The 16445-nt window shown below is 27.8% G+C and carries 17 protein-coding genes; all 17 read left to right on the forward strand.

Features of this window, described 5'->3' with window-relative positions:
- Positions 1 to 11 precede the first annotated feature (11 nt).
- Positions 12 to 467 carry a GNAT family N-acetyltransferase gene (locus VJI94_RS05240; protein ID WP_324008600.1) on the forward strand — a complete coding sequence of 152 codons (456 nt, stop codon included), beginning with the start codon at positions 12 to 14 and terminating at the stop codon, positions 465 to 467.
- A 199-nt stretch (positions 468 to 666) separates the two neighbouring features.
- The gene (locus VJI94_RS05245) at positions 667 to 1524 is read left to right on the forward strand and encodes a DUF2232 domain-containing protein (RefSeq protein WP_118058385.1); all 858 of its coding nucleotides are present in this window, start codon (positions 667 to 669) and stop codon (positions 1522 to 1524) included.
- Positions 1509 to 3506, forward strand: coding sequence for a DHH family phosphoesterase (locus VJI94_RS05250; RefSeq protein WP_324008602.1), 1998 nt, complete (start codon positions 1509 to 1511; stop codon positions 3504 to 3506). Before VJI94_RS05245 ends, VJI94_RS05250 begins: the two co-directional genes overlap by 16 nt.
- Positions 3487 to 3933 (forward strand): 50S ribosomal protein L9, encoded by a 447-nt coding sequence (gene rplI / locus VJI94_RS05255; RefSeq protein ID WP_004831866.1) that lies wholly within the window; start codon positions 3487 to 3489, stop codon positions 3931 to 3933. Before VJI94_RS05250 ends, rplI begins: the two co-directional genes overlap by 20 nt.
- 3 nt (positions 3934 to 3936) lie before the next feature.
- On the forward strand, positions 3937 to 5259 hold the full coding sequence (gene dnaB / locus VJI94_RS05260; protein ID WP_324008604.1) for a replicative DNA helicase: 1323 nt from the start codon (positions 3937 to 3939) through the stop codon (positions 5257 to 5259).
- Complete coding sequence (locus VJI94_RS05265) at positions 5252 to 5863, forward strand: GNAT family N-acetyltransferase (RefSeq protein WP_324008605.1); 612 nt, start codon at positions 5252 to 5254, stop codon at positions 5861 to 5863. The genes dnaB and VJI94_RS05265 overlap by 8 nt, the downstream gene beginning before the upstream one ends.
- Positions 5847 to 6602: a DnaD domain-containing protein gene (locus VJI94_RS05270; protein WP_324008607.1), complete on the forward strand. Its 756-nt coding sequence runs from the start codon at positions 5847 to 5849 to the stop codon at positions 6600 to 6602. The genes VJI94_RS05265 and VJI94_RS05270 overlap by 17 nt, the downstream gene beginning before the upstream one ends.
- Positions 6603 to 6604: 2 nt before the next feature.
- A complete protein-coding gene (locus VJI94_RS05275) occupies positions 6605 to 7585 on the forward strand; it encodes an ATP-binding protein (protein WP_324008609.1) in 981 nt (326 codons plus the stop codon).
- A gap of 9 nt (positions 7586 to 7594) precedes the next feature.
- On the forward strand, positions 7595 to 8779 hold the full coding sequence (locus tag VJI94_RS05280) for an AI-2E family transporter (protein ID WP_324008610.1): 1185 nt from the start codon (positions 7595 to 7597) through the stop codon (positions 8777 to 8779).
- 2 nt (positions 8780 to 8781) lie between these two features.
- A complete protein-coding gene (serS, locus tag VJI94_RS05285) occupies positions 8782 to 10047 on the forward strand; it encodes a serine--tRNA ligase (protein WP_324008612.1) in 1266 nt (421 codons plus the stop codon).
- 9 nt (positions 10048 to 10056) lie between these two features.
- On the forward strand, positions 10057 to 11232 hold the full coding sequence (locus VJI94_RS05290; RefSeq protein WP_324008614.1) for a D-alanyl-D-alanine carboxypeptidase family protein: 1176 nt from the start codon (positions 10057 to 10059) through the stop codon (positions 11230 to 11232).
- A 234-nt stretch (positions 11233 to 11466) separates the two neighbouring features.
- Complete coding sequence (locus VJI94_RS05295; RefSeq protein WP_324008615.1) at positions 11467 to 11931, forward strand: 8-oxo-dGTP diphosphatase; 465 nt, start codon at positions 11467 to 11469, stop codon at positions 11929 to 11931.
- Positions 11932 to 11956: 25 nt separating this feature from the next.
- Positions 11957 to 12838 carry a DMT family transporter gene (locus tag VJI94_RS05300; RefSeq protein WP_004831857.1) on the forward strand — a complete coding sequence of 294 codons (882 nt, stop codon included), beginning with the start codon at positions 11957 to 11959 and terminating at the stop codon, positions 12836 to 12838.
- Complete coding sequence (locus VJI94_RS05305) at positions 12838 to 13428, forward strand: hypothetical protein (RefSeq protein ID WP_150262826.1); 591 nt, start codon at positions 12838 to 12840, stop codon at positions 13426 to 13428. The genes VJI94_RS05300 and VJI94_RS05305 overlap by 1 nt, the downstream gene beginning before the upstream one ends.
- Position 13429: 1 nt before the next feature.
- A complete protein-coding gene (locus tag VJI94_RS05310; RefSeq protein ID WP_324008619.1) occupies positions 13430 to 14137 on the forward strand; it encodes a pseudouridine synthase in 708 nt (235 codons plus the stop codon).
- A gap of 81 nt (positions 14138 to 14218) precedes the next feature.
- The gene (locus VJI94_RS05315) at positions 14219 to 15751 is read left to right on the forward strand and encodes a ClC family H(+)/Cl(-) exchange transporter (RefSeq protein WP_324008621.1); all 1533 of its coding nucleotides are present in this window, start codon (positions 14219 to 14221) and stop codon (positions 15749 to 15751) included.
- Between the two features lie 37 nt (positions 15752 to 15788).
- On the forward strand, positions 15789 to 16301 hold the full coding sequence (locus tag VJI94_RS05320; RefSeq protein ID WP_324008623.1) for a GNAT family N-acetyltransferase: 513 nt from the start codon (positions 15789 to 15791) through the stop codon (positions 16299 to 16301).
- Positions 16302 to 16445 lie beyond the last annotated feature (144 nt).

Consider the following 16445-nt stretch of genomic DNA (forward strand, 5'->3'; position numbering starts at 1 on the left):
TGAGGTTTTATATGGATATTAAATTTGAAAGAGGATTAAGAAAAGAAAATGCCACACTATTATGTGAATGGTCAAATGAAAGGGGAGAGGCTTTTCAAGAACAATGGATGGGACTAAAAATTTCATATCCATTGACTTATGATAAAATTAGAGAAATGGAAAATGTATTTTCTATATTTGATGAAGATGAATTTTTGGGAATGATTCAGCAAATAAGAATTGAAAAAGATAATATACATATAGGTAGATTTATAATAAATCCCAGAAAGCAAGGAATGGGTTTTGGAAAAGAGGCAATAAGAGGTTTTATAGATTTGATTTTTAAAGATGAAAGTATAAAAAGTATTTCTTTAAATGTTTTTGATTCTAATAAAAATGCAAAAAATCTTTATACTAAAGTTGGTTTTGAAATTGATGAAGTTATTGAAACGCCAAAACTTAAGTATATAATGAAAAAATATAGATAAATTTTATCGTGAAACTTTTTTAACAGCAATTCAAAAGATTTGCTGTTTTTCTTTGTCAAAATTAAATTTTCAACGCATTTATTTATAATCGGAAATATGGTATAATAAAAGTGTCTTTATACCTTAAGATAAAGATAATTTTGTTACAAGACATTAAAGAATAATTTATTAGAGAATGTTATTGATATAGAGGTATAATATGCAAAATAAAAAAATATTTTTATATTATTTTTTGACTGTAGGAATGGTTATGTTTCCTATTCTCAATTTATTGAGTTTTATTCCTATGGTAATTTTATACAAGAAATCGAACTTTAGAACTTATATTTTATCAGCAGGAATGTTTTTTGTATTGTCATTATTTATTTTAGGAAATTTCACTTCACTTATCCCTGTATTTATTTCTTTTATAATTATAAAAGGGATGGATAGCAGTACAGACGGTTATAAAGTTCTGCTTGGAAGCGCACTGGTTATGACTGTTTTACTTGTAAGTGATTTTATGATTTTAAAAGTAAATGCGAAGTCTTATGAATTATTGATAAATAATATGACTGAATTTTTTAATAATTTTGAAAATTATAAAGAGATTTTGAATATAAAAAATGCAGAAGATTTTATTAATAAAATGTCAAATATTTATCCTTCATCTTCTTTTATAATTTCTTATGTATTCTGTGCTATAGGATATTTATTTTTATCTAAAAGAATTTATAAAATTGATAGGGATTCAGATAATATTATAATACCATTCGATATTAAATTTTTGTTTTTCAGCATAGCGGTTATAGCTGTAATGATTTTTGTAAATATCAATGGTGTAAAAAACTTTTATGAAGTTTATTTGATTTGCTTAAATTTACTTATAGCATTTGTAGGAATAATGACAATTCAAGGTTTTATAAAGTCTAATGTATTTTTAAGTGCAAGGATGAATAAAATAGTGGCAAATATATTCAGTTTTATTTCAATATTTTTTGCTATCATTTATGTAGTTTATTTTATTTATGGAATTTATAGTTCAGTTAAGCGAGGTGTGAAATGGGAAAAAAATTAATTAAATTATCAGATTTTTATGTTTTATTTTTATTTATGGTTTTAATCTCTGCTTTTGTGCTTTATTTTCAATTTATATTTGGAATTGTGTCCTTTATACTAACTTTTATTTCATTTATTTTAGTTTTGTATTATATAAAGAATAAAAATATTGAATATGAAGAAGATATAAGGAAGTACAAAGACTCATTGGATAATATTGCCAGTGAGGTGGTTTACAAAATGCCTTTCCCTGTTGCTGTACTTAACAACAAAGGTAGAGTTAAATGGTACAGTCCGGAATTTTCAGAACTTTTTTCAGGAAGTGATATTATTGGGATTGATATTAATTCGGAAATTTCAAGTTTTAATATTACTGAAGTTTTGAAAAAAGGTTATGGGAAAGTAAATTGGGAAACGAAAAAGTTTAATTATTTAGTTTATTATAATGTAGTAAAAGACGAGGATAATGGGGATGTTAATGTAATTATTTATTTAATAGACAACCTGGCATATTCAAAACTTAAAAAGCAATATGAAGAAGAAACTTTAAATTCTATTGTGATATACATTGATAATTACGAAGACGTTAGAAACAATGTCAAAGAAGACTTTAAAGCTATATTAATTGCTGAAATGGATAAAATTATTATAAATTATTTTTCAAGTTTAGGTGCAATTATTAGAAAGTATGATTCGGGAAAATATATTGTTATATCAAATGATATAATTTTACAAAAGATTAAACATGATAAATTCAGTATTATTGAAAAATTAAAAGCAATAGAGATTTCCGGTAATATAAAACCGACTTTAAGTATCGGTGTAGGTCTTGGCGGAAAAAATCCTTTTGAAAAATATAAAGAAGCTCAAACTGCTCTTGATATGGCTTTAGGTCGTGGAGGAGCACAAATTGTTTTCAAAAATGGAGAAGATTTGGACTTTTATGGTGGAAAAAATAATAAAGGTGTTGAAAGAAATAAAGTAAAGGCGAGAGTTATTTCTCAAGCACTTGAAAACATAATAAGAGAATCTTCAGAAGTTTTTGTAATGGGACATAAAAATCCGGATATGGATTGTTTTGGAGCGGCACTTGGCGTTATGGCAATTTGTAAAGAATTGAAAAAAGATTGTTATATGGTTTTAGAAGACGTTCCCGTTACAATTAGAAATATTTATGATAGAGTTAGAGTGGGAGAACCTGATTATGTAGATATGATGATTCCTCCGGAAAAAGCGTATGATATTTGTAGAGATACAAGCTCGGTTATATTGGTAGATAATTCTAGAACACTTTCAACGGAAGCACCATATCTGTTAGATGTTACTTCAAAAATTGTTGTAATTGATCATCACAGAATAGGAAAAGATTTTGTTGAAAATCCAATGTTGACTTATCTTGAACCTTATGCATCATCTGCCTGTGAACTCGTAACTGAAATAATTTATTATATGTTTGAAAAAATTGATTTGGATAAATTAATTGCAGAATCTTTACTTGCAGGGATTGTCGTAGATACAAAAAATTTCTATTATCAAACAGGAGTAAGGACTTTTGAAATGGCATCCTATTTGAAGAGATTTGGAGCGGATAGTATTGCAGTAAAACAACTTTTTAAAGATAATTTCAATACAATAAAATTAAAATCAAATGTTTTATCAAATGCAATTTCATACAGGAATTATATTTGTATTGGAGTCTTTCCGGAAGAAATTGAGGAGTCTATGTTGATTGCCGCACAGGCTGCTGATGAATTGCTTGGGGTTTTGGATATAGAATGCAGTTTTGTTTTAACTATTGTTTCAGGTCAAATCCACATAAGCGGAAGAAGTCTCGGTAAAATTTCAGTTCAATTAATTTTAGAAAAACTTGGTGGTGGTGGACATTACACTTCAGCAGGAGCAAGGCTTGATTGTTCGATGGAAGAAGCAATTGAGAAATTGAAGAAAGCTATAGATGAATATTTATTGGAGGAAAGTATAGATGAAAGTAATTTTAATTAAAGATGTAAAAAGTTTTGGGAAAGCGGGAGAACTCGTTAATGCGAAGACCGGGTATGCAAGAAACTTTTTAATTCCAAACGGATTAGCTAAAGAAGCAACTAAGGAAAATCTTGAAATTTGGGAAAAAGAACAAGCTGAATTAAAGAGAATTGAAGCTGAAAATATAAAAAATGCAAAAGAATTAAAAGAAACTTTAGAAAAATTGGAAGTAGTTATAAAGACTAAAACAGGAAACGGAGATAAACTTTTCGGCTCGATAACTTCTCAAGATATTAGTGATGCTTTAAAAAAACAACATAAAATAGAAATTGATAAAAGAAAAATAGAATTAAAAGAAAATATAAAATCACTTTGCACTTTGACAGTTCCTGTAAGAGTATATCCTGAAATAGTCGCAACTGTTAAGGTTTCTATTGAAAAGGAGTAATTTATGCATAATATTTACGACTTGGAAGCTGAAAAATGCGTCTTGTCGATAATGATTACAGAGCCAAATAAAAGAGAATATGTTTTTGAAAAATTAAAAAGAAAAGATTTTTATTTAGGTTGGCATAAAGATATATTCAGTGCAATCTTGGAATTATCAAGAGAAAATACGAACGTGGATCCGATTACAGTAATTAATAAAATGGAAGCAATGGGCTTTGATACGGAATCTAATAACGGTATTGTTGGAGTTGTTGAAATTGTAAATGCCGTTGCTTTTCCTTCAAATATTGAAAATTATTGTAAGATTGTAAAGGATAAATCAGATACGAGAAATTTACTTTTTATTCTTGACAATATAAAAGATAGAGCATACAAAAATGAAGATTATGACAAAGTTTTAGAGTCTATTGAAGGACAAATTTTTGAATTATCACAAAACGAAAATAGAACAGGACTTACACATATAAAAGATACTCTTACAGAGCTTATCGAGATACTTGATGATAGAAGTAAAAACAAAGGTTCGATAACCGGAATTCCTACAGGTTTTTCAGATTTGGACAGAATTCTGCTTGGAATGCAAAGAAAAGATTTGATTTTACTTGCTGCAAGACCGTCTGTAGGGAAAACAGCTTTGGCTGTAAATATTGCCTTAAATGCTGCAAAAAGTGGAAGTAAAGTTGCAATATTTTCTTTGGAAATGAGTAAAACGCAATTGGCACAAAGAATGTTAAGCTCTCTTTCACTAGTTAATTTAAAACAATTAATTAGCGGAGATATAACTGAATGGGAAGATATCTTTGAAGCGAGTTCTATTATAGCCGGAAATTCAATTTATATGGATGATACTGCAGGAATTTCTATAACGGAGCTTAGGAGTAAATGTAGAAGACTTAAGGCTGATAGCGGTCTTGATTTTATTATGATAGACTATTTACAACTTATGACTTCTGAAGGCAGAAATGAAAATAGACAACAAGAAATATCTACTATTTCAAGAAATTTAAAAGCATTGGCTAAAGAGTTGGACGTTCCTATTTTGGCATTGAGTCAGTTATCTCGTGATAGCGAAAAAAGTGGTAGAAAGCCAAAACTTAGTGACCTAAGAGAATCAGGAGCAATTGAACAGGATGCTGACGTTGTAATTTTACTTTATAGAGAAGATTACCAAAATGAAGAAGCGGAAGTTAAAAACCAAATAGAATTGATTATAGCAAAACATAGAAACGGAGAAACAGGAAGTGTTGAACTTAACTTTATTAAGGAGTGTACAAGATTTGTAGATCTTCAAACTGAAAGAGACAAGGAGCTTTTTAATGGATAATTTTTTAATTGAAGATGATGATATTAAGATTAAAAAATTTGAAAAGAGTTATTTTAAGTACTTCAAAAATTTTTCCCCTTATGATGATATATTACTAACCGATTATAATCTTTGTTTTTTGACTGAATTGGAGATTAAAAATTGGGAAAAGAGAATAAAGTCAAAAAAGAATAATTATTTTGCGATTTTTTTTAAGGATATTTTAATAGGATATATTTCTATCAGTAGGATAAGTTTTTTAAACAGTAATTTTGAACTGTCTTTATGTTTAGATGAAAAGTTTTGTTCAAAAGGATACGGTTTTAAATCGCTTAGACTGTTTTTAGAATATTATTTTGAAAATTTTGACAAGTATTCAATTTGGCTAAATGTAAATGCTTTTAATCAAAGAGCGATACATCTATATGAAAAAATCGGCTTTGAAAAAATAAGCGAATTTCTTGGAGATTTTGAAGTTCAAAAAATGCAAAAATTAAAGAGGTATGAAGAAGCGAAGGAATATTTTGAAGAAAAAAACGATATAATTTATTCCAAAATTTTCACGATGAAATTAGATAGATTAAAATTTTTAGAAAGGTGGGATAGGAGTGGAAATAAGTTTTAAAAAGTCAATAATTCAACCCGGAGTAACTCCTATTGAAAATATGTTTTTGGATAACTACTTATCGATAGTTGATGAAATTTCCTTAAAAGTATATTTATTTTTATATAAAAGACTTTTTGGATCTTATAAAAGTGAATTGTCGATAAAATTCATAGCAGAAGAGCTTAAATTTTCTGAAGTTCAGGTTATGAATGCACTAAAATATTGGAAAAATAATCAACTTTTAGATTATACTCTGGATGATAAAGGGAATGTTAATAAGATTGAATTTGTAAATAATTTTGCACTCTATGCAGGAGGAGTTTACGACGATAATACAGAAGAAGAAAAAGAAAAACCGATGATTGACAATAAAGAATACTTCAAAAAAATTGAAAAAATTACAGGTTTAAGTTTAAAGCCTTATGAAATAAATGAAATTATTTCACATATTGAAGAAACGGGACATGAAATGGCATTAGTTTATAAGGCTTATGAATATGCAAAAGACACAGGAAAAAGCATGTCCGTACAGTATGTTATCGGGATTTTAAGAGCTTGGAAAAGAGATAATAATATTTCCAATGTTGAAGATTTGAAATATTTTCTTGAAAATAAAGACAAAAATAAAATTAAAAGATATAGTAAAAATACTAAAAAATATATAGAAAAAGAACATATATTAACAGAAGAAGAAAAAAGAGAAAAAATGAAAAATGATGATAATTCAGCAACATTAGAATTGCTCGATAGGTATTAATTATGAATTTAGAAGAGTTAGTTTTAAAAAGTCTTGGTAAAAGACCTTTGTTAAGAGAAAAAATTAAAGAGGAAAGAAAAAATAAAATTTATTCCTCCATTGAAAATATAGAAAATTTAATATCGAAGAAAAATGAATTAGCAACTAAAATTATGAAGTCCACACTTTTAAATTTGGATTGTTCAAAAGATAGAGTAGAATTTGAAAAAATTGAAAAAAGTATTGATGAACTACTTTTAAAAAACGGATTTTCAAAAGAATATTTGAATAAATATTATGTTTGTGAAAAATGTAAAGATACAGGATATTATAATGGCTCCGTTTGTAATTGTATAATGAAAGATTTAGTTGATGATAGAGTTTTAGAGAGCGGATTTTCAAATAAGAAAAGAGAACAAAATTTTTCTAATTTTGATTTTTCTCTATTTGAAGGCAATTTTGAACATGTTAATAGACTTGTAAATTCCAGAGAATATATGGAAAAACTTGTAAATTTCTCTAAAAACTATTGTGATAATCTTAAAATTAATGACTATGGATTATTCTTTTATGGTAAAAGCGGTGCAGGTAAGACATATTCTGCTTCAGCAATGGTAAATTATCTCTTGGATAAGGGAAAAAGAGCTTGTTTTATAACTGCTACAGAATTTTTTGAACTTATGGCAAATTATAGTTACAGCTTTTATAGAGATAAAAAGGAATTACAGGATAGGATTGATTTTGTAAGAAATGTAAATTTTTTAGTGATTGACGACCTTGGAAATGAAATTTCTAATAAAAATAATAATAGTTTTTTAAGCTCTCTTTTAGATTATAGATTTGAAAAGGGTTTAAATACTGTAATAACTTCAAATCTCTCTGAATATGACTTAGCTGAATACTATGATTCCAGAGTTGCAAGTAGAATTAGAGGGAATTTTAAGTTTTTTGCTTTTCCACCTTCTGATTTAAGAGAAAAAATTAGCAAAAATATAAAATTATAGGAGGTAGTTATGAAATTTAATTGGGAACAAAAGAATACAGTAAATGTTATAACGGGTATCTTGATATTTACTATTTCAATACTTTGTTATTTTATATTTTCCAATATGAAATCCATAATTTCATATACTGCGAATATAAGATATGTTTTGATGCCCTTTATAGTAGGCGGGGCAATAGCTTATATTTTAAACTTTTTTGTAAAATTTTTTGAAAATTGTTTTTTAAGATTTGAGTTTTTTAAAAAGATAAAATATAAATATATTAGAATGTCGGCAATAATTATAACTTATTTTATATTTTTTACATTTATAATTTTACTTTTAAAATATATTATTCCACAATTTTATTCAAATATAAAGATGTTTGTAGATAGGACTCCGATATTTATAGATATGGGAGTGGAAAAAGCAAAATATATGTTGCAAAACGTTGAGTTAAGCTCTGAAATTAGATCTTTTATCAATGGTAAATTAACTGAATTTGCAACTTTTTCAACAACATTCTTAACAGATATGATTCCTTGGGTTGCTACCTTTGCAACTAGAGTAGTATCCTTGTTTTTAAATATAATTTTAGCTATAATAATATCAGGATATTTGTTGTATGATAAAGAAAATTTTTCAAGAATTTTAAAAAAATTTATGATAGCTGTTTTTCCTGAAAAAGCAAATAGAATTACTTTTAAAATTGTAAAAAGATTTGACTATACTTTAAAATCATATCTTTTAGCTAAAGGAATTGGGGCAATAATTGTCGGAATAACTTTTTATATAATTTTGTTATTTATGAAGATTGATTATGCACTTTTGTTTGCATTTATACTCGGTTTTACAAACTTAATACCATGGTTTGGCTGTTATCTTGGAGCTATACCGATAGCAATAGTATTGCTTTTCACTTCAACTTTTAATACAGTTTTATGGTTTATGATAATCGTAGTGATTGTTTCGATGATAGATGCAAATGTAATATCTCCTAGAGTTTCAGGAAAGAGTTTAGGAATAAGTTCATTTTGGGTTATTTTTGCACTTGTACTGGGAGGTAGTTTATTTGGAATTATAGGATTTTTACTTTCCGTACCGGTTTTTGTTGTCATATATACAACATTAAAGGAATATATAGAAGCGAGACTGACAAAAAAAGGATATTCCTTAAAAAATCCGGCAGAAGAGTTTGAAAAGAAAGAGGTTTAATTATGCTAGATATAAAGAGAATTAGAACTAACAAAGAAGAAGTTATCGAAAGTTTAAATTCAAGATTTGGAAATTATAATATTGATAAAGTTCTGGAGCTTGATGAAAAGAGAAGAGAAATAATTTTTGAAGTTGAAAATAAAAAAGCGAGACAAAATGAAGTTTCAAAACAAGTTCCAAAATTAAAAAAAGATGGAGTAGATGTTTCAGATCTTTTTAAGGAAATGAAAGCACTTTCAGATGAAATAAAAGAACTTGACGTTAAAGTAAAAGATTTGGATGAAGAAATTAGAAAAGAGCTTTTAAGTATTCCTAATACTCCAAACAAAGATATTCCAATTGGAAAAAGTGATGAAGATAATGTTGAAATCAGAAAATTTTTAGAACCTAAAAAATTTGATTTTGAAGTTAAAGCTCATTGGGATTTAGGTGTAGATTTAGATATTTTAGATTTTGAAAGAGCAGTTAAAATATCTGGGTCAAGATTTTCAGTATTTAAAGGTTTGGGTGCAAAACTTGAAAGAGCATTAATAAACTTTATGCTTGATTTACATAGTAATCAAGGCTATGAAGAAGTGGGAGTTCCTGTTTTGATTAATAGAAATTCAATGTATGGAACAGGACAATTACCTAAATTTGAAGATGATATGTTCCATGTTCCTTCAAAAGATATGTTTTTAGCACCAACTGCTGAAGTTCCTGTTACTAATCTTTTAGCAAATGAAATTTTAGAATTTGAAAAACTTCCAACTTACTATACAGCTTTTACTTATTGTTTTAGACAAGAAGCGGGTTCTGCAGGTAGAGATACAAGAGGGTTAATCAGAAATCATCAATTTGATAAAGTTGAAATGGTTAAATTTGTAAATCCTGAAAATAGTTATGATGAATTGGAAAAACTTACAAATGATGCTGAGGAAATTTTAAAACTCTTAGAAATTCCATACAGAGTAGTTTGTTTATGTACTGGAGATATTGGTTTTACAAGTGCAAAGACTTATGATATAGAAGTTTGGATGCCAAGTTATGGAAGATATGTAGAAATTTCTTCTTGCTCAAACTTTGAAGATTTCCAAGCTAGACGCGCAAATATTAGGTATAGAGATACAGACGGTAAAGTTAAATTTGTTCATACACTAAACGGTTCAGGTTTAGCTGTTGGTAGAACTTTTGCGGCTGTTTTGGAAAACTATCAAAGAGAAGATGGAAGTATAGAAATTCCATATGTTTTAAGAAAATATATGGGTTTAGATGAAATAAGAAAATAGGGGAGTATTATGAAATTTAAGAGAGCATTACTTAGTTTAGCGTTAATTTTTTCGATTTGTTTTGTCGGAACTGCAAAGTCTTATGCAATATTTGGAATTGAAAAGAAAACTACTGCATCCTTAATCGGAGATGCAAAATCAGGAGCTTTGTTTGTTGCAGAAAATATAGATGAACCTTTATCAATAGCAAGTATTTCAAAACTTATGACTTATTATTTAGTTAAAGAAAAAATAGCTGAAGGAAAGCTTAAAATGGAAGATAAAGTTAAAGTATCTATAAATGCAAGCAGAGAAGAAGGTTCAAGTTTAAATTTGAAGGCAGGAGAACAAATCAGCATTAAAGATTTGCTTGATGGACTTATGGTCGTTTCCGGAAATGATTCAGCAGTTGCACTTGCAGAGGTTGTTGCTGAAAGTGAAAGTAAATTTGTAACGATGATGAATGAAAAAGCAAAGGAGCTTGGACTTCAAAATGCAACTTTTACAAATGCCTCAGGACTTACTAAAAACGGTCAGGATAATAAAATGTCAACAAGAGATATATTTACTCTTTCAAAGGCAATAATTGAAAAATATCCTGAAGTTTTAGAATATGCAAAGACTACAGTTTTAGAACAACCTTCAAGAAACTTCAAAAAAGAGAGCACGATTCCTCTAGTTGGACAAGTTGAAGGAGTTGACGGTTTAAAGACAGGACATACTGACGAAGCCGGATACTGTTTAGTTTCTACTATGAAAATAAAAAAAGGTGAAACTGAGTTTAGAGTAATTTCCGTTTTGATGGGTGCAAAAACTAAAGCTGACAGAGCTCAATATATGAAAGATATGCTCAATTATGCAAAACAAAATATAGAAACCAGAAAAATTATAGATTCCGAAAAATTTGTAAAAAAAGTTGAAACAAAATCAGCAAGTCAAGGTTTTATTGAATTAGTTCCTAAAGAAAATCTTGAAAGAGCTTCAATGAAAGGTATAAATTACGAAACTGAAGTAACTGTAGATGATGTTAAATTGCCATTGAAAAAAGGGGATAAGGTTGGAGAAATAAAAATCAAGAATTCTAAAGAAGTGATTGCGACTGTTGACTTGGTAGCTAAAGAAGACTATTCAAAGGTGGGATTTGTTAGAAGAATTGGAAGATTTTTCAAAACAGTTTTTGAAGTAGTTGAAACAATTTTACCATAGAAGGTTTTAAGATATGAAAAAAATCCGACTTTAAGGTCGGATTTTTTTGTAAAGAAAAGCTATTTATATGTTATCTTAAGAAGTAGATCTGTTCTTAACTTTTGATATATTATCAATAGTTTAATAATTTTCAACTTTTTACTATCTCGATAAAGTTGTGTATTGTATGTTCAATGTATTAAATGATATAATAATATCGTGATGATTATTTACCATAACATTATTGGAGGATTTATGGAAACTATTTTACAAAACATGTGTATGATTTATGATAGAGATAATAATAAAATTTTAATTTTGGATAAAGTAAAAAAATATGGCTGGGAGGGACTTACCTTTGTTGGAGGACATGTTGAAAAAGGGGAAGTCTTATATGATTCTTGCGTTAGAGAAGTTTTTGAAGAAACTGGATTAACTGTAGAAAATTTAAAATTAAAAGGAACTGTCAGCTGGATTGATGAAATTAATGACAAAAGAGAATTGGGATTTTTATATTATACAGAAGATTTTTCTGGAGAATTAATTGAAAACAATGTTGAAGGAAAACTCTTTTGGATGGGAATTGATGAGTTTAAAAATGCTGATGGAAAGAGTTATAGCATAGATAAGATATTTGATTTATATTTAGACGATAATTATACTGAATTGATGATAAAATGGGGTCGAAACGACGAAGTTGTATCTGAAATATTTTTTTAAGAAAATATAAAGTTAGGAGGTAGTTATGAATTTTATTAAGGGTATTATCTTTACAATTATTTCTGCATTTGTTTTCGGCTTTACGCCAATTCTTGCAAAACTTACATATGACGGAGGGAACAATGCCATTACTCTTACATTTTTAAGAGCGTTATTGGGACTACCGTTTTTGTATGCAGGAATGAGAAAAAATCACACTCCTATGAAGATTACTAAAAGAGAATTTTTCCATTTTATTGTACTTTCTTTTTTAGGTATAGGAATTACCACAACAGCACTTTATGCATCATATAATTACATTTCTGTTGGAATGGCAACTACTATACATTTCATCTATCCTTGTGTTGTTTATTTTATTTGCATCTTATTTTTTAAAGAAAAAATTACTTTAAAAAAATTATCTGCACTTATTTTTTCAATGATAGGAATTGTACTGTTAGTCGATGAAGTTACCGGAGGAAGTGCTTTAGGGATATTTTTAGCTGCGTTATCAGGCATAACTTATAGTTTATTTTTAGTATATTTGGATAAAAGCGGTTTTAAACATATGGACCCGTTCAAATGTACTCTCTACATAAGTTTATTTAATATCGTAGGACTTTTTGTGCTTGGTAAAGTTAGTGGACAACTTACTTTTGCACTTACGCCAATGGCTTGGGGACTTACAATTTTAATTTCATTTTTAACTTCAATTTTTGGAAATGCATTTTTGCAACTTGGAGTTAAGTATTGTGGAGCCACAACAGCTTCAATTTTGTGTACATTTGAACCAATAACAAGTGTAATTTTGGGTATATTCTTCCTTAATGAATCTATGACAATTTTTAAAATTATAGGTTGTGGATTGATAGTTTTAGCAGTGTTGTTATTGTCTATAAACAAAGATTTGAGAAGGAGAAGAAAATAATGAGCGCGTTTTTAGCACCGATACATTTTTGGATGTATGATAAGATTTTAATTGCACAAAAATTGACTTTTGCAGTAGAAGAAAAATTTTTAAATAAAGAAGAAAGAGATGAAGCAGAAAGTCTATTTCCTGCATTGATTTCAGAAGACTTAGAAGAAGTAATCGATCAAAGTAATATTCATGGATGGTTACATACAGCAGTTTCAAATGTTGAAATAAGATTTGCCTATGTTATAAAAAAACTTTTAGACAAAGGAATTTCGCTTGAAGATATTAAAAAAGTTGCTTTTGAATATGGAACGACTTTTCCGAAATATGAAATTTCATCCCTACAAGATGCTTATGAATTACTAATGGACATTTTACTTGACGGACTACCTTGTGATGTTTCAATTTCTGTAATTAGAGAAGAAGAAAACGAATTGGAATTCGTACTATATAATGATATTCACAAACAATATTTTAATGAATTTGATATGGAAGCTTCTGTATATCACGAACTCAGAGAGGCTTTTGTAAATGGTCTTTTTGAAAAATATTCATTAAAATATAAAAATATTATTGATAGCAATAAGCTAATTTCAAGATAAAATGAAGATTAGAATTGATAGATTTCTTTGTCATATGGGAATTGGTTCAAGAAGTGAGATAAAGAAATATTTGAAAACTTGTCGAGTTAAGCTGAATGGAAAGTTTGAGAAGAATTCAAATACACAGGTTGACATTGAAAAAGATGAGGTTTGGTTTGATGATGAAATTGTAATCTATAAGGAATTTACTTATTTGATGTTGAATAAGCCAAAAGACTATATCAGTGCAACATTTGATAGGAAACTTCCTACGGTTTTAGACTTACTTGAATTTCCATACTCCAATATGGAATTATTTCCAGTTGGACGACTTGACATAGATACGACAGGATTTTTGATTTTAACAAATGACGGCAAATTTTCCTACAATGTAACAAATCCAAAGAAAAAAGTAAATAAAAAATATTTTGTAACTTTAAGAGATGAAATTATAAGTGAACAAATCGAAAAACTTGAAAATGGAATTTACTTTGAAAAAGAAGATTTTACAACAGAAAATGCAACGGTTGAAAAAATTTCAGAAAAAGAAATTAACCTTACAATTTCCGAAGGAAAATTTCATCAAGTAAAAAGAATGTTGGAATATGTGGAAAATGAAGTTGTCGAATTAAAAAGAGTGTGCATTGGAAATTTGAATTTAGACGATAGTCTTAAACTTGGAGAGTATCGAGAAATTACTAATAGTGAGTTAGAAGAAATATTTAGATAAAGTTTTGATTGTTGTCAAAACTTTTTTTATTGTTATTTTTGTGATAAAATAATTGTAAGATATTTATTTTTAGGAGTTTTTATGAAAAGTTTAGAAAATGTTAGTAATAATCATAGAAAAGAAGATTTGAAATTACTTTTTTATGGAATTTTGGTTGGGATAGCTGCAGGAGGACTTTCAAGTTTCTATCGTTATATTATTCATGGGATAGAAGGAATTATAGGAGGAATCGTAAATATAAGTAGAAGTCATTTTTATATTTATCCGATTATCTTTATAGCACTTATATTCATTTCTTTTTTAGTTACAAAGATTAAGAGTATGTCAAGATTTTGTGGGGGTTCAGGAATACCACAAGTTGAAGCGGAAATAAAGGGATATATCAATCCTAATCCAGTAAGAGTTTTATTGGCAAAAATTTTTGGAGGAGCTTTAACCGCTTTGGCAGGTTTTTCAGTTGGTCGCGAAGGTCCATCAATTCAAATTGGAGCAATGAGTGGAAAATTAGTTTCAAGAAAACTAAAGAAAAATAAAACTGTTGAAAAGTTTTTGATAACTTGTGGAGCAAGTGCCGGACTTGCTGCCGCATTTAATGCTCCTGTTGCAGGAATTTTATTTGCAGTTGAAGAAGTACATCGCCACATTAGTAAAAAACTGTTGGTAGTTTGTATGGCAGCTACAATAACTGCTGATTTGGTTTCAAAAATATTGTATGGAACAGAAACGGTTTTTAATTTTAGTATGGCTGAAAAATTACCGTTGGTAAATTATTGGACTTTGATTTTATTTGCAGTTGTATTATCCGTTTTAGGAGTTCTCTATATATTTTTAATGGAATTTTTTATGAAAATTCAAGATGGATTAAACCTAAAAAAAGAATTTAAATTGATTCCATATTTTTTACTACCTATAGTAATTTTAATATTTACACCTAATTTATTAGGTGGTGGCGGCTTTTTGATGAAAGAGTTACAAACTGTTGATTTTCCAATTTATATGTTAATTTTACTTTTTATAGTAAAATTATTATTTTCAATAATTTGTTTCAGTTCAGGAGTTCCTGGTGGAATTTTCTTTCCGATATTAGTTTTAGGAGCAACTGTTGGAACAATTTTTGGGAAAATTATAGACCCGATTTATATAAATAGTTTTATTATTCTTGGAATGGCAGGATATTTGACTGCAATAGTTAGAGCACCGCTTACTTCAATAATTTTAATCTTTGAAATGACTGGTAATCTTTCCTATTTATTGCCTCTTTCAATAGTTTGTCTTATAACTTATTCCATACCGAATTATTTAAAATCACTACCTATTTACGAATATCTTTTAGAAAGATTAATGGAAAGAGAACATATTGCTACTTCAAAAGATGGAGAAAAAATGACTATGAGTATAGTTGTTGAGATTGGAAGTGAGATAGAAAATAAGAAAATAAAAGAAGTAGAATTTCCAAAGGGAATGTTAATTATAAATATTGACAGAGGAGTCGAAGAAATAATACCAAATGGGGAAACTACAATAATAAATGGGGATGTTATAAATGTACTCGTAAGTGAAAATAAATTATTTGATACATTTAACGAATTACAAAAAATTTGCCAAAATAATTAAAAAATAAAGAATACTTTTAGAATTGTTAGGGGGTCTTATGATTAAATTATTAACTTTAGAAGAAATTGAAAAATATAAAAGAGAAATTTCCGATATATACAAAGAAGTTTTTAAAACTGATGATTTTTCTGCTAATTTTTTAATTACCAGAATTGACGATAGTTTAAAAAATAATATAAAAATTGTTGGAGCTTTTGAAAATGAAAAGTTAATCGGTTTTGTATATGGCTTTGATTTTTTAAAAGAAAATTGGTGGGCAATGCAAGTGGATTCACAGTTACCAAGTGGAATTGATTGGTATAAAGGCACTTTTGAACTTAATGAATTGGCAGTTATTGAAAAATATCAAGGTAAAGGATATGGGAAAAAATTGATGAAATGTCTAATTGAAAATTTTGAAGGAGATAAAATTTTATTATCCACTAAGAAATTTAATAATGATAAAATAATTAATTTTTATCATAAACTAGGATTTAAAGATTTAATAAATCCATTTGAATATCCTAATGGAGATTATGAAACATCAATTATACTATGTTTAAGTAAATAGTTTTTTAATGGTTAGATTAAGGTCTAATCATTTTTTTGTTGTTAAACAACAAGGTTTTCTGAATTTTATTTGATATAAAGTATTATAAAAGAGTTGAATTATCATATAATAATATAAATATAGATATTTACTATCAAATATATT

Origin of the sequence: Parvimonas sp. D9 (assembly GCF_035282565.1) — a bacterium.
Lineage (GTDB): Bacteria > Bacillota > Clostridia > Tissierellales > Peptoniphilaceae > Parvimonas > Parvimonas micra.

Excerpts from the sequence above, each read along its gene's own strand:
- VJI94_RS05245 (WP_118058385.1), top strand. The coding sequence starts at position 667 with ATGCAAAATAAAAAAATATTTTTATATTATTTTTTGACTGTAGGAATG.
- dnaB (WP_324008604.1), top strand. The coding sequence starts at position 3,937 with ATGCATAATATTTACGACTTGGAAGCTGAAAAATGCGTCTTGTCGATA.
- rplI (WP_004831866.1), top strand. The coding sequence starts at position 3,487 with ATGAAAGTAATTTTAATTAAAGATGTAAAAAGTTTTGGGAAAGCGGGA.
- VJI94_RS05280 (WP_324008610.1), top strand. The coding sequence starts at position 7,595 with ATGAAATTTAATTGGGAACAAAAGAATACAGTAAATGTTATAACGGGT.
- VJI94_RS05295 (WP_324008615.1), top strand. The coding sequence starts at position 11,467 with ATGGAAACTATTTTACAAAACATGTGTATGATTTATGATAGAGATAAT.
- VJI94_RS05265 (WP_324008605.1), top strand. The coding sequence starts at position 5,252 with ATGGATAATTTTTTAATTGAAGATGATGATATTAAGATTAAAAAATTT.
- VJI94_RS05300 (WP_004831857.1), top strand. The coding sequence starts at position 11,957 with ATGAATTTTATTAAGGGTATTATCTTTACAATTATTTCTGCATTTGTT.
- serS (WP_324008612.1), top strand. The coding sequence starts at position 8,782 with ATGCTAGATATAAAGAGAATTAGAACTAACAAAGAAGAAGTTATCGAA.
- VJI94_RS05320 (WP_324008623.1), top strand. The coding sequence starts at position 15,789 with ATGATTAAATTATTAACTTTAGAAGAAATTGAAAAATATAAAAGAGAA.
- VJI94_RS05275 (WP_324008609.1), top strand. The coding sequence starts at position 6,605 with ATGAATTTAGAAGAGTTAGTTTTAAAAAGTCTTGGTAAAAGACCTTTG.
- VJI94_RS05250 (WP_324008602.1), top strand. The coding sequence starts at position 1,509 with ATGGGAAAAAAATTAATTAAATTATCAGATTTTTATGTTTTATTTTTA.
- VJI94_RS05290 (WP_324008614.1), top strand. The coding sequence starts at position 10,057 with ATGAAATTTAAGAGAGCATTACTTAGTTTAGCGTTAATTTTTTCGATT.
- VJI94_RS05315 (WP_324008621.1), top strand. The coding sequence starts at position 14,219 with ATGAAAAGTTTAGAAAATGTTAGTAATAATCATAGAAAAGAAGATTTG.
- VJI94_RS05240 (WP_324008600.1), top strand. The coding sequence starts at position 12 with ATGGATATTAAATTTGAAAGAGGATTAAGAAAAGAAAATGCCACACTA.
- VJI94_RS05310 (WP_324008619.1), top strand. The coding sequence starts at position 13,430 with ATGAAGATTAGAATTGATAGATTTCTTTGTCATATGGGAATTGGTTCA.
- VJI94_RS05305 (WP_150262826.1), top strand. The coding sequence starts at position 12,838 with ATGAGCGCGTTTTTAGCACCGATACATTTTTGGATGTATGATAAGATT.